This is a genomic window from Hydrogenophaga crocea (assembly GCF_011388215.1).
GTDB classification, from domain to species: Bacteria; Pseudomonadota; Gammaproteobacteria; order Burkholderiales; family Burkholderiaceae_C; genus Hydrogenophaga; species Hydrogenophaga crocea.
Genome location: NZ_CP049989.1, coordinates 2741872 through 2754277 on the forward strand (window position 1 = coordinate 2741872; position 12406 = coordinate 2754277).

The following is a 12406-nucleotide window of genomic DNA, read 5'->3' on the forward strand; positions in this document are numbered from 1 at the left end:
GGGGTTCAACTCACGATGTAGGCCCCCGCCCCCACCGACAGCAGCTTGCCGTCGGCGGCGCGGAATTCCATGCGCGTGCTCGCCACGCGCGAGCCCAGGCGCAGCACCTCGGCCTGCATCTCGAAATGCGTGCCCACGCCGGGCCGCAGGTAGTCGATGCGCAGGTCGATGGTGCCGAGCTTGCCGAAGCGCTGCATGCGCTGATCGGGGGTTTCGTCCATGTGGCGCGCGCCCATGGCGGCCATGGCGGCCAGCCCGCCCAGCGCGTCGAGGCAGGCGCTGATCACGCCGCCGTGGATGCGGTTGTGGCCGTAGTGGCCGATGAGCTCGCGCCGCATCTCGATGCGGCCGCTGACGCGCTCGGGCGCGATGCCGGTGACCTTGAGGCCGAGCACGGTGTTGAAAACGATCTTCTGTTCGAACAGCTCGGTGAGGCGCTGCACGAATTCGGGCTCGAAGGCGGTGGGGGGCGTTCTGGTGCTCATGGACCGAATTGTCGGGCGGCCAGTTCTTTCATGATCTCTTCGGCGCCGCCGCCGATCATCATCACCTTCACCTCGCGGTAGATGCGTTCGCTGGCGGTGCCGCGCATGAAGCCCATGCCGCCCAGGATCTGCACCGCGGCATCGGCGTTGGCCTGCATGGCCTGGGTGCTGTGGTTCTTGAGCAGGCACACCTGGCCCACCCAGTCGGGGCTGTGGTCGCCGGCGTCGGCGCGGTCGCCGAGCGCGTCGAGCCAGTGCTGGGTGGAGGCGATGCGCATGCGCATGTCCATGAGCTTGTGGCGCACCACCTGGTGCTCCACCAACGCCTGGCCGAAGGTCTTGCGCTCGCGCGCCCAGGCCTGAGCCTCGTCGTGGCAGGCCTCGGCAAAGCCCAGCGCGAGCGCACTCATGGCCAGGCGCTCGCCGTTGAAGTTGCCCATGATCATGCGAAAGCCCTGGTGCGCCGGGCCGATCAGGCAGCGCGCGGGCACGCGCACGCCGTCGAATCGCAGGTGCGCGGTGTCGCTCGCGTGCCAACCCATCTTGTGCAGCGCGGTGCGCGAGAGACCGGGGGCGTCGCAGGGCACGGCGATCAGGCTGATGCCGCCCGCGCCCTGGTTCAGCGGGTCGGTGCGCACGGCCAGCGTGATCCAGTCGCAGCGCAGGCCCGAGGTGATGAAGGTCTTCTCGCCGTCGATCACGTAGTCGCCGCCATCGAGGCGCGCGGTGGTGCGCAGGCGGGCCACGTCGCTGCCGCCGCCGGGTTCGGTGATGCCCAGCGCCGCGATCTGCTCGCCGCGCAACACGGGCGGGATCACCTCGGCCTGCAGCTCGGCCGAGCCGTGGTGCAGGATGGGCGGCAGGCCGATGTTGTGGCTGAACAGGCTGGCCAGCAGGCCGCCGCTCGCGGTGCGCCGCGCGAGCAGCTGCGACACCGCGTTGCGCGCGCGCCAGGGCGCGGGCGTGCCGCCCAGGTGCTCGGGGTAGCCCAGGCCCGGCAGGCCGATGCGCGCGGCCTCGCGGTAGAGCGCGCGCGGGAAGGTGGCCTGGGCGTCCCAGTCGTTCACGTGCGGCACCAGCGCCTCGCGCGCGAAACGCGCCACGGTGTCCAGCAGCGCGGTGGTGTCTTCGGCGGTCCAGTTCATGCGGCGGCCTGCTCGTCGGCGAAGGTGATGAGCAACTGCCCCGGCGCGAGTTGCTGGCCCGGCGCGACCGACACCGCGGCCACCACACCGTCGCGCGGCGCAGCGATCTGGTGCTCGATCTTCATGCTCTCGATCGCGAGCAGCGCATCGCCCTTGGCCACGCGCGCGCCCGGCTGGGCGTGCACGGCCACGAGCTTGCCGTTGAAGGGCGCGCGCAACTCGCGCGCGGCGCTGGCGCCACCCGCGCGCTCGCGCGGCGCAAAACCCAGGTCGGTGAGCGCCAGGGTGTGCGGGCCCACCTGCACCTGCCACGCGCCCCCGCCCAGCGCCACCGCGTGCACGCCCTGGGCCAGGCCGTCGAGCGTCACGCGGTCCGCGGTCACGCGGGCCTCGCAGCGGCGCTCGCCCAGCGCCACCTGCAGCCGGCCCTCACCCTGTTCGAGCACCGACAGGTCCAGCACCGCATCGCCATGCCGCCAGCGCAGCGGGCGCGCGAACGGGCACGGCAAGGCCTGGGCGGCGCCCGCGCCGCAGGCCGCGGCGAGCACGCCGGCCAGCACCGCGTCGGCGGGCGGCGCAAGGCTTTCGCGCAGCGCATCGCCGTGCTCGGCGAGAAAGGGAATCAGCGCCTCGCCCGCGCCGAACACCGGGTGGCGCAGGCAGGCCGCGAGGAAGGCGCGGTTGCTCGGCAGGCCCAGCAGCAGCGTGGTGTCGAGCGCGTGCGCCAGGCGTTCGATGGCCTGTGCGCGCGTGGGCGCGTGGGCGATGAGCTTGCCCAGCATGGCGTCGTAGTGCGGCGTCACCTCGGTGCCGGTCTCGATCGCGTGATCGAATCGCACACCACCGTTCAGCGCGGGCTCGGCGAAAGCGCGCACCGTGCCGGTGTGCGGGGTGAAGCGCTCGTCTTCGGCGCACAGGCGCACCTCGATCGCATGGCCCTGCCAGCGAACCTGGTCCTGGGTGAGTGGCAGCGGCTCGCCGCGCGCGACGCGGATTTGCCACTCGACGAGGTCGAGGCCGGTGAGCAGCTCGGTCACCGGGTGCTCCACCTGCAGGCGCGTGTTCATCTCCATCAGGTAGAACGCGTCGCTGTCAAGCAGGAATTCGACCGTGCCCGCGCCCTGGTAGCCCGCGGCCTGTGCCAGCGCCACCGCGGCCGCGCCCAGGCGCTCGCGCAGCGCGGGCGTCACCGCCGGGCTCGGGGCTTCTTCGATGATCTTCTGGTGGCGCCGCTGCACCGAGCAGTCGCGCTCGCCCAGGTGGATGCAATGGCCCAGCGCGTCGGCGAACACCTGCACCTCCACGTGGCGCGGGCGCAGCACGGCGCGCTCCAGCAGCAGCTCGGCGCTGCCGAAGCCGGCGAGCGCTTCGGCGCGCGCGCTCGCGAGCGCGGCCGGCAGTTGCGCGGCCTCGTGCACCAGGCGCATGCCGCGGCCGCCGCCGCCGGCCACGGCCTTCACCATCACCGGGTAGCCGATGCGCGCGGCCTCGGCCGCGAAGGTCTCGTCGCGCTGGTCGGCGCCGAAGTAGCCGGGCAGCACGGGCACGCCGTGCTGCTGCGCCAGGGCCTTGGCGGCCGATTTGCTGCCCAGCGCGCGAATCGCCGCGGGCGGCGGGCCCACCCAGGTCAGGCCGGCATCGATCACGGCCTGCGCGAACTCGGCGTTCTCGCTCAGGAAACCGTAGCCCGGGTGCACCGCGTCGGCGCCGCTGGCGCGCGCGGCAGCGATCAGCTTGTCCACGCGCAGGTACGACTCGGCCGAGCTCGCGCCGCCGAGCGCCACCGCGCCATCGGCCTCGCGCACGTGCAGCGCGTTCGTGTCGGGCGCGCTGTGCACGGCCACGGTGGCCAGGTCCAGGCGGCGCGCGGTGCGGATCACGCGGCGCGCGATCTCGCCGCGGTTGGCGATCAGCAGGCGCTTCACGAGGGCTCTCCCAGGGTCCAGGGCGCGGGCTGTTTCTTCGCGAATGCCGCGAGGCCCTGCGCGGCCTCGGCGCTGCGCAGGCCGGCCGCGAAGGCCAGCGCGGCCTCGTCGCGCAGATCGGGCACCGGGGCGCGCAGGCGCTGCAGCAACTGCTTGGTGGCGGCCACGGCGCCGGGGGCGGCGCGGTGGAGCGCGTGGAGGGTGTCGGTCACCGCGGCGTCCAGCGCGTCGTCGGCCACCACGGTGTTCACCAGGCCCGCGGCCTGCGCCTCGCGCGCGCTCCAGCGCACGCCCGTGAGCAGGCACTGGCGCGCGAGCGCATCGCCCAGGCGCTGCCACACGAAGGGCGCGATCTGCGCGGGCGGCAGACCCAGCGTGACCTCGGGCGTGGCGAAGCTCGCGCGCTCGCTCGCGAGCACGAGGTCGGCGCAGCACACCAGGCCGAAGCCACCGCCCATGGCGGGCCCGTCGACCACGCACAGCAGCCACTGGGGCAAGGCGCTCAGCACGTGCAGCAGGTCGCCGTACGCGCGGTTCATGCCGATCAGCGGGTCGGTCTCGCCGGCCTGCAGCGGCTGGCCGATGGCGTGCGCGAAGCCGCCCAGGCTGCCGCCGGCGCAGAACGCGCCGCTGCGGCCCTGCAGCACCACGCCGCGCAGCGTGCGGTCGTCGCGCGCGCGCAGGCAGGCGCCGTACAGCGCCACCACCATGGCGTCGCTGAGTGCGTTGCGCGAGGCCGGGTCGTTGAGCGTCCAGCGCTCCACCGCGCCGTCGCGTTCGATGATGACGGCCCGGTTCATTTCAGCGGCCGCTTGGCGATGCCCATGATCTTGGTCAGGATGCCCAGCATCACCTCGTCGGCGCCGCCGCCGATGGAGGCCAGGCGGCCGTCGCGGTACATGCGCGAGACCTTGTTCTCGAGCGTGAAGCCCATGCCACCCCAGAACTGCAGGCAGGTGTCGGGCACCAGGCGGTTGAGCCGGCCGGCCTTGAGCTTGGCCATGGTGGCCCACTCGGTCACGTCCTCGCCGGCCACGTAGCGATCGCACGAAAGGTAGGTGAGTGCGCGCAGCGCCTCCACTTCGGTCTTGAGCTCGGCCAGCTTGAACTGCACCCATTGCTGGTCGGCCAGCGCGCCGCCGAACAGCTTGCGCTCCTGCGCCCATTCGATGGTCCAGTCGATGCAGTTGTTGAGGCTCTGCAGCGTGCTGGCCGCGCACCACAGGCGCTCCTCCTGGAACTGCTGCATCTGGTAGATGAAGCCCGCGCCCTCCTGGCCGATGCGGTAGCGCTGCGGCACGCGCACCTCGTCGAAGTACAGCAGGCCGGTGTCGCTGCTGTGCATGCCGATCTTGCGGATCTTCTTGCCGACCTCGAAGCCTTTCACCGTCTTGCCGTTCTCGCGCAGCGGCACCATCACCAGGCTCTTGTTCTTGTGCTGCGGGCCTTCGCTGGTGTTCACGAGCAGGCAGATCCAGTCGGCCTGCAGGCTGTTGGTGATCCACATCTTCTGGCCGCTGATCACGTAGTCGTCGCCGTCCTTGCGCGCATGGGTCTTGATGCCCGCCACGTCGCTGCCCGCACCCGGCTCGCTCACGCCGATGGCGCCCACCGCCTCGCCGCGGATCGCGGGCGCGAGGAACTGCGCCTTGAGTTCCTCGCTGCCGAAGCGCGCGAGCGCGGGCGTGGCCATGTCGGTCTGCACGCCGATGGCCATGGGCACGCCGCCACAGTGGATGTGGCCCAGGGTTTCGGCCATGGCCACGCTGTAGCTGTAGTCCAGGCCGGCGCCGCCGTGCGCTTCGGGCTTGGTCAGGCCCAGCAGGCCCAGGTCGCCCAGGCCCTTGAAGACCTCGTGCGCGGGAAACATCTCGGCCGCCTCCCACTCGTCCACGTGCGGGTTGATGTGGTCGTCGATGAAGCGTTTGAGGGTCTTCTGGATTTCGCGGTGCTCGTGCGTGAACTGCATGGCTGGTCTCCTGTGTCGGTATGGGCAAACAACGCGGACCCGGGCGGCGGCTACATGCGCGCCACCCCGAAAGGCAGGGGGTTGGGGCGGCGGGCCGCAGCCTCGGCGCAGGTGTCCAGGCAGAAGACCAGCACCGCGCGCGTGTCGCGCGGGTCGATCACGCCGTCGTCGAGCACCAGGCCGCTGGTGTGAAAGGCGTCGGCCTGGCTTTCGAACACCTGCACGATCTGATCGAACTGCTGCTGCATCTGCACCGGGTCGGGCGTGAGGCCTTTGCGCGCCAGGCCGGCCTCGGCCACGATCTGCATGGTGCGCGCGGCCTGCTCGCCGCCCATGACGGCGGTGCGCGCGTTGGGCCAGCTGAACAAGAAGCGCGGCTCGAAGCCACGCCCGCACATGCCGTAGTTGCCGGCGCCGAAGGACGCGCCGCACTGGATGGTGATCTGCGGCACCGTGGCGCCGGTGACGGCCTGGATCATCTTGCTGCCGTGCTTGATCATGCCGCCCTGCTCGCTGTCCTTGCCCACCATGTAGCCCGTGGTGTTCTGCAGGTAGACGATGGGGTGGCCGAGCTGACACATCCACTGGATGAAGTGCGTGGCCTTGTTGGCGCCGGCCACGTCGATCGGTCCGTTGTTGCTGATGAGGCCCACCGCGTGACCGCCGATGCGCGCCTGCGCGCACACGGTGGCCGCGCCATAGAGCGGCTTGAACTCGATCAGCGCCGAGCCATCGGCCACGCGCGCCATGATCTCGCGCATGTCCACCGGCTCGCGGTGGTGCGCGGGCATGAGCGCGAGCAGGTCGTCGGCGGGCAGCGCGGGCTCGGCGAACGCGGGGGCGGCGTGGCGCGCAAAGCCGTCGCGCAGCTGGTCGACGATGCGCCGCGCCAGGCCCAGGGCCTCGCGGTCGTCTTCGGCCAGGTACTCGCCCAGGCCCGACACGCCGGTGTGCATCTCGGCCCCGCCCAGCTCCTCTTCGGTGGCCACCTCGCCGGTGGCGGCCTTGAGCAGCGGCGGCCCCGCGAGGAAGGCGCGCGAGCGGCCGCGCACCATCACCACCACGTCGGACAGGCCCGGCATGTAGGCGCCGCCCGCGGTGCCCGAGCCGTGCTGCACCGTGATCACCGGCAGGCCCGCGGCCGAGTGCCGCGCGAGGTTGCGAAACAGCGCGCCGCCGTGCACGAAGCCCTCGACCTGGTACTTGGTGAGGTTGGCGCCCGCGCTCTCGACCAGGTGCACGAAGGGCAGCCGGTTCTCGAGCGCGATCTGTTGCACGCGCAGGATCTTCTCGAGCCCGCGCGGCTGGATCGCGCCGGCCTCGATGCCCGAGTCGCTCGCCACCACCATGCAGCGCACGCCCGCGATGAAGCCGATGCCCGCGACCATGCCGCCGCCGGGCACGCTCCTGGCGGGGTCGCGCGTGTCCTGCAGGAAACCGGCCAGCGAACACAGCGGCAGCCAGGGCGCGCCCGGGTCGAGCAGCAGCGCGATGCGCTCGCGCGGCAGCAGCTGGCCGCGCTTGTCGAACACCGGTTTGCTCTGCGCCGACGCAGCGGCCGCGCGGTCTTCGAGCGCACGCAGCTGCGCGATGCGCTCGAGCATGGCGGCGCGGCGTGCCTGCGCGGCCTCGCCGTGCGGGTTGAAAGCGGTGGCAAAGGGCATGGCGGCGACCGTCACTGGAACACCTTGGGCATCGCGTAGCGGTGGAAGCCGTCGAAGGGTTTGACGGCGTCGCGGCCCTGGGCCTCGGCGGGCGCGGCCACCGCGCCCCAGCCCATGCGCACCTGCGGGCGCGCGCCGTCCACGCGCAGCACGCTGCCGCTCACGAAGCTCGCCGCGGGCGAGAGCAGGAAGGTGATGGCCGCGGCCGTTTCGGCCTCGTTGCCGAAGCGGCCCAGCGGCACGGTCTCGCGCATCTCGCGCAGCATGGGGCCGGCCTCGGGCGGGTAGTGGTCCATGCCGCTGGACGCGATGTAGCCCGGCGCCACCGCGTTCACGCGCACGCCGCTGCGCGCCCATTCGAGCGCCGCGGTCTCGGTGAAGCTCACCATGCCCGCGCGCGCCGCGCCACTGTGGCCCATGCCGGGCATGCTGCCCCACATGTCGGCCACGATGTTGACGATGCTGCCGCCGTGGTCCTGCATGGACTGCAGGTAGACCTCGCGCGCCACCAGGAAGCCGCCCATGAGGTTGGTGTCGAGCACGGCCTGCCAGCCCTTGGCGCCGATTTTTTCGAGCGGGCTGATGTACTGCCCGCCCGCGTTGTTCACCAGGCCGTGGATGCGGCCGTGCGCCACCACGATGGCCGTGACCAGGGCCTGCACCTCGCCCTCCTGGCGGATGTCGCAGGCGTGAAAGCTCGCATGGCCGCCGTCGACCACGATCTCCTCGGCCACGGTCTGCAGCTTGTCGAGCTTGCGCCCCACCAGCACCACGTGCGCCCCGAGCGCGGCGAGCTCGTGCGCGGTGCAGCGCCCGATGCCCGAGCCACCGCCCGTGACCACGATGAGCTGGCCCGCGAACAGGCCGGGACGGAACACGGATCGGTAGCCGGCGTTCATGCGCGGGACTCCTTGAGGAACAGTTGCAGCGTGGTCTCGGTAAGGTCGTCGAGGCTGGCGCGGCCGTCGGGCACGTACCACTGCGCAGCCCAGTTGAGCGCGCCGAACAGCATGAGCCGCGCGATGCGCAGGTCGCCGCCGAGCGCGCCATCGCGCTGCAGCGCCTGCAGCACCGGCACCCACACGGCCTCGTAGTCGTCCTTCAGGCGGTTCACGGCGCGCTTCTGGCCGTCGGAGAGCACGCGCCATTCGTAGAGCATCACGGGGATGTGGTCACTCTCGGGGCCGAGCAGGTTGTCGAAGTGGCTGCGCACCAGCACGCGCAGGCAATCGCGCGCGCTCAGGGGGCCGGGGGCCGCGGCCACCGCGGCGTCCATGCGCGCGCGCTGGTGGTCGAGCGCGCGCTGCATGCCCTCCTCCATCACGGCGGCGAGCAGGGCCTCCTTGTTTTCGAAGTGGTAGAAGGGCGAACCCGAACGCATGCCCACCGCAGCCGCGATGTCGCGCGTGCTGGTGGCGTCGAAGCCCTGCTGGCGGAACAGCCGCGCGGCCGCGCGCAACAGCGCCTGGCGGCGGTTGCCGTCGTCGCGCTCGTTGGCGGTCTTGCGCGGGCGTCCGCGGCTGCGGCGCACGGGCGCTTCATCGGGCTCGGTGGCCGGGGGGGCTGTCTCCATCGGCCGCAAACATAGCAGCGGCCTTTATTTTTAGCAAGCGGTTGCTTGGTGAAAACAAATCGGCGCTGTCACCGAAGCGGCTCGCCCTCACTCCGCCCGGCACACCACCAGCGCATACGGCAGCGCGCGGTCCTCGAACCACGCACCCATGGCGAAGCCGCAGGCCTCGACCATGGCCTGCACGCCCGCGCGTTCGTACTTCTGCGATTGTTCGGTGTGGATCACCTCGCCGGCCAGGAAGTCGAACGCGCGGCCGAGCACGCGGCTGTGCACGGTCTGCTGCGCCTGGCTCACGAGGTAGCTGCGCGCCACGCCTTGCAGCGGACAGTAGCTCGCGTAGTGGCGGAAGGCGTCGGGGACGAAGTCCATGCCGAGCTCGCGGTTGAGCCGCGTGAGCAGGTTGAGGTTGAAGGCCGCGGTGACGCCCTCGGGGTCGTCGTAGGCGGCGAGCACGGTGTGGGGGTCCTTGCGCAGGTCCAGGCCCAGCACCAGGCTGTCGCCGGGGCGCAGGTGCACGCGCACGCGGCGCAGGAAGCGGTGGGCCTCGGCGTCGGTGAAGTTGCCGAGGTTGCTGCCCAGGAACAGCGCCACCTGGCGGCGGTGCGCCTGCGGGATCGGCCAGGTCTGGAAGTAGTCGCCGCACAAGGGGCGCACGGGCAGCAGCGGCAACTGGCGCGCCATGCGGGCACCCAGGCGATCGAGCGCCTGGGGCGAGATGTCCATGGGCCGGTAGACCAGCGTGGCGCCGGCCTTGAGCCAGGCGCGGCACAGCGTGAGCGTTTTGCTGCCGTCGCCGCAACCGAGTTCGAGCAGCTCGATCGGCGCGTCGCCCGGTGCGGCTTCGGCGAGCAGCGCCTCGGCGTGCGTGCGCAGCAAGGCGGCCTCGACGCGTGTGGGGTAGTAGCCGGGCAGCCGCATGATCTGCTCGAACAGGCGCGAGCCGCGCGTGTCGTAGAAGTACTTGCTGGGCAGCCGCTTGGGCTGGGCGCTCAGGCCCGTGAGCGCGTCGTGCGCCAGCGTGCCGGGCAGTGGGGCGGGGGCGGACTGGGCCGGGGCCTCGCGCACGCGGTGCATGGCGGCCACGGGTTGGCGTAGGGCTTGGCGTGCGCGGTTCATGCTCACCTCGGGTTCAGGATCGGGCCAGGCGGATGCCGGTGTACTGCCAGCGCAGCGGCGGGTGGAAGAAGTTGCGGTAGCTGCTGCGCCCATGGCCGGGCGGAGTGGCAAACGACATGCCGCGCAGCACCTGCTGGTTCACCATGAACTTGCCGTTGTACTCGCCCACCGAGCCGGTCGCGCGCCGGAAGCCCGGGTACGGCGCGTAGGCGCTCGCGGTCCATTCCCAGCGCCGGCCCCAGGGCATGCCGGCGCCGGTGGCCGCGGCCTCCCATTCGGCTTCGGTGGGCAGCCGCGCGCCGGCCCAGTCGGCATAGGCGCAGGCCTCGTACCAGTTCACGTGTGTCACGGGCGCATCGGCGGGCAGCGGCTGCGGGCCGGCCAGGGTCTGGTGCCACCACGCGCCGCCTTCGCCGCGGAACCAGTACATCGGGGCGCGCTCGCCCGAGGCGTTGCGCCAGTCCCAGCCCTCGGCATGCCAGTGCTGCGCGCGTTCGTAACCGCCGGACTCGATGAAGGCGGCGTACTCGGCGTTGTTCACCAGGCGGTTGGCGATGCCGAAGGGCCGCAGCAGCAGCTCGTGGCGCGCGCCCTCATTGTCGAACGCGAAGCCCGGGCCCGCGTGGCCGATGGCCACCACGCCGCCGGGGTGCGCGATCCAGCGCAGCGGGCCGGCGTCCTGTGCCGCGTGTTCGTGCTGCGGGTCGACGGTGCCGGTGTCGGCCCGTGCATAGGCCGGGCGCAGCGGCTGGTGACCGAGGATGAACTTGATGTCGGTGAGCAGCAGTTCCTGGTGCTGCTGCTCGTGTTGCAGGCCGAGCTCGAGGCGCTCCAGCCACTCGGGCGTGGGCCGCGTGGCCAGCCAGGCCTGCACGGCGGCGTCCACGTGGGCCCGGTAGGCGTGCACCTCGGCGACGGTGGGCCGGCTCAGCGCGCCGCGCTGCGCGCGCGGCACGCGCGGGCCCTCACCTTCGTAATAGCTGTTGAACAGGTAGCCGTAGCCGGGGTGGTGCACGCGGTAGCCGGGCCAGGCGGGCGTGAGCAGCAGGGCCTCGAAGAACCAGGTGGTGTGCGCCAGATGCCACTTGGGCGGGCTCACGTCGGCCACCGGCTGTGGCACATGGTCTTCGGGCGCGAGCGGCGCGCACAGGGCCGTGCTGCGGGCGCGCACCTCGGTGTAGCGCGCGGCCAGGTCGGTGAACGGGTCGCGTTGCATCGGCGGCTCCGGTTGCGGCGGAAGGCGGATGCTGGCCGCATTCGCTGCCGCGCGCAAGCGGCGCGGGGGCAACAAAGCGTGACGGGCGCCGGCCGCGCGGCGCGGCTTCAGGCCGCCGCGTCCGCGATGCGCTCGGCCACGCGCGGGGCCTGCATGGCGATCGTGCGCAGCAGCCCGCCGGGCTGGCGGATGTCGAAGCCCACGAAGTGCAGGCCCTGCAGCGCGCCCTCGCCATGCAGCACGGTGGGCAGGCCGCGTGCATCGAGCGGCAGGGTGTGCTGCGGGAACAGCACCGGCAGGCCCGCGCTGTAGCCGGTGGCGAGCACGATGGTGTCGAAGGCCTGCTCGCGGCCGTCGAGGAAGCGCACGCGGTCGCGCTGCAGCGCGACGATGCCAGGGAACACCGCGATCTCGCCCGAGCGGATGCGCGCGAGCGTGCCGATGTCGATCATCGGCGTCTTGCCCTCGCGGCGCAGCTGGCGCAGCGGCGAGGCCCGGGGCGTGCGCAGACCCCAACGGCTCAGGTCGCCCACCGTGAGCCGGCGCAGCAGCGAGGCCAGCGCGTCGCCCAGGGGCTCGGGCAGCCGGGCCAATGCAATGCTCGAGAGTTGCGTGGGCCGCCCCAGCACGTCGCGCTTGACGATGTTCACCGGCGAGCGCACCGACAGCGCCACGGGCACGCCCTGCTCGGCGAGATCGAGCGCGATCTCGGCGCCGGTGTTGCCCATGCCCACCACGAGCACCCGCCGCCCGCGCAAGGCCTGGGCATTGCGGTAATCGCGGCTGTGCAGCACGCGGCCCGCGAACAGGTGCTGACCGGGCAACAACGGCACCAGGGGCTCGCGGTTGGCGCCCGTGGCCAGCACCAGTTGCGGCGCCGCGAACACCTGGCCCGACGCGAGATGGGCGCACCATTCGCCGCCCTCGTGGGTGATGCGCACCACGGTCTGGCCGCGCACGGGCACGATGCCGTGGTGTTGCGCATAGGCCTCGAGGTAATCGACCACGCCCTGGCGCGGCACGTAGCGCGGCGCCTCGGCAGGGAACGGCAGGCCGGGCAGCGCCGAGTGCGACTTGACCGTGTGCAGGTGCAGCCGCTCGTAGTGGTTGCGCCACGAGGCGCCCACGGCCTGGGCCTGCTCGATCACGGTGGCGCGGAGGCCGCGCTGCTGCAGGCAGGCCGCGGCGGCCAGGCCCGCGGGGCCGGCGCCGATGACGATCACGGGCGCGTGGGTGGTGGAAGCGGTGTCGGCCATGTTGGCCGCGAGTGTGCCCGCCGGGACGGCGCGCGCGCAAGCCGGGCCGCACGGGCC

The 12406-nt window shown here is 72.4% G+C and carries 11 protein-coding genes; all 11 read right to left on the reverse strand.

Annotated elements, in window-relative coordinates:
- Positions 1-5: 5 nt before the first annotated feature.
- The gene (locus G9Q37_RS12930) at positions 6-485 is read right to left on the reverse strand and encodes a thioesterase family protein (RefSeq protein ID WP_166227603.1); all 480 of its coding nucleotides are present in this window, start codon (positions 483-485) and stop codon (positions 6-8) included.
- Positions 482-1630 carry an acyl-CoA dehydrogenase family protein gene (locus G9Q37_RS12935; RefSeq protein WP_166227605.1) on the reverse strand — a complete coding sequence of 383 codons (1149 nt, stop codon included), beginning with the start codon at positions 1628-1630 and terminating at the stop codon, positions 482-484. The genes G9Q37_RS12930 and G9Q37_RS12935 overlap by 4 nt, the downstream gene beginning before the upstream one ends.
- Positions 1627-3555 carry an acetyl/propionyl/methylcrotonyl-CoA carboxylase subunit alpha gene (locus G9Q37_RS12940; RefSeq protein WP_166227607.1) on the reverse strand — a complete coding sequence of 643 codons (1929 nt, stop codon included), beginning with the start codon at positions 3553-3555 and terminating at the stop codon, positions 1627-1629. Before G9Q37_RS12940 ends, G9Q37_RS12935 begins: the two co-directional genes overlap by 4 nt.
- Positions 3552-4355 (reverse strand): enoyl-CoA hydratase/isomerase family protein, encoded by an 804-nt coding sequence (locus G9Q37_RS12945; protein ID WP_166227609.1) that lies wholly within the window; start codon positions 4353-4355, stop codon positions 3552-3554. The genes G9Q37_RS12940 and G9Q37_RS12945 overlap by 4 nt, the downstream gene beginning before the upstream one ends.
- Positions 4352-5524, reverse strand: coding sequence for an acyl-CoA dehydrogenase family protein (locus G9Q37_RS12950; RefSeq protein WP_166227610.1), 1173 nt, complete (start codon positions 5522-5524; stop codon positions 4352-4354). The genes G9Q37_RS12945 and G9Q37_RS12950 overlap by 4 nt, the downstream gene beginning before the upstream one ends.
- 50 nt (positions 5525-5574) lie before the next feature.
- Positions 5575-7188: an acyl-CoA carboxylase subunit beta gene (locus G9Q37_RS12955; protein WP_166227611.1), complete on the reverse strand. Its 1614-nt coding sequence runs from the start codon at positions 7186-7188 to the stop codon at positions 5575-5577.
- Between the two features lie 11 nt (positions 7189-7199).
- Positions 7200-8087 carry an SDR family oxidoreductase gene (locus tag G9Q37_RS12960; RefSeq protein WP_166227612.1) on the reverse strand — a complete coding sequence of 296 codons (888 nt, stop codon included), beginning with the start codon at positions 8085-8087 and terminating at the stop codon, positions 7200-7202.
- Entirely contained in the window at positions 8084-8761 is a 678-nt protein-coding gene (locus tag G9Q37_RS12965) for a TetR/AcrR family transcriptional regulator (RefSeq protein WP_166227613.1), read from the reverse strand. Before G9Q37_RS12965 ends, G9Q37_RS12960 begins: the two co-directional genes overlap by 4 nt.
- An 87-nt stretch (positions 8762-8848) precedes the next feature.
- A complete protein-coding gene (egtD, locus tag G9Q37_RS12970) occupies positions 8849-9877 on the reverse strand; it encodes an L-histidine N(alpha)-methyltransferase (RefSeq protein WP_240936385.1) in 1029 nt (342 codons plus the stop codon).
- A gap of 13 nt (positions 9878-9890) precedes the next feature.
- Complete coding sequence (egtB, locus tag G9Q37_RS12975) at positions 9891-11093, reverse strand: ergothioneine biosynthesis protein EgtB (RefSeq protein ID WP_166227614.1); 1203 nt, start codon at positions 11091-11093, stop codon at positions 9891-9893.
- Positions 11094-11200: 107 nt separating this feature from the next.
- The gene (locus G9Q37_RS12980) at positions 11201-12349 is read right to left on the reverse strand and encodes a flavin-containing monooxygenase (RefSeq protein WP_166227615.1); all 1149 of its coding nucleotides are present in this window, start codon (positions 12347-12349) and stop codon (positions 11201-11203) included.
- Positions 12350-12406: the final 57 nt, after the last annotated feature.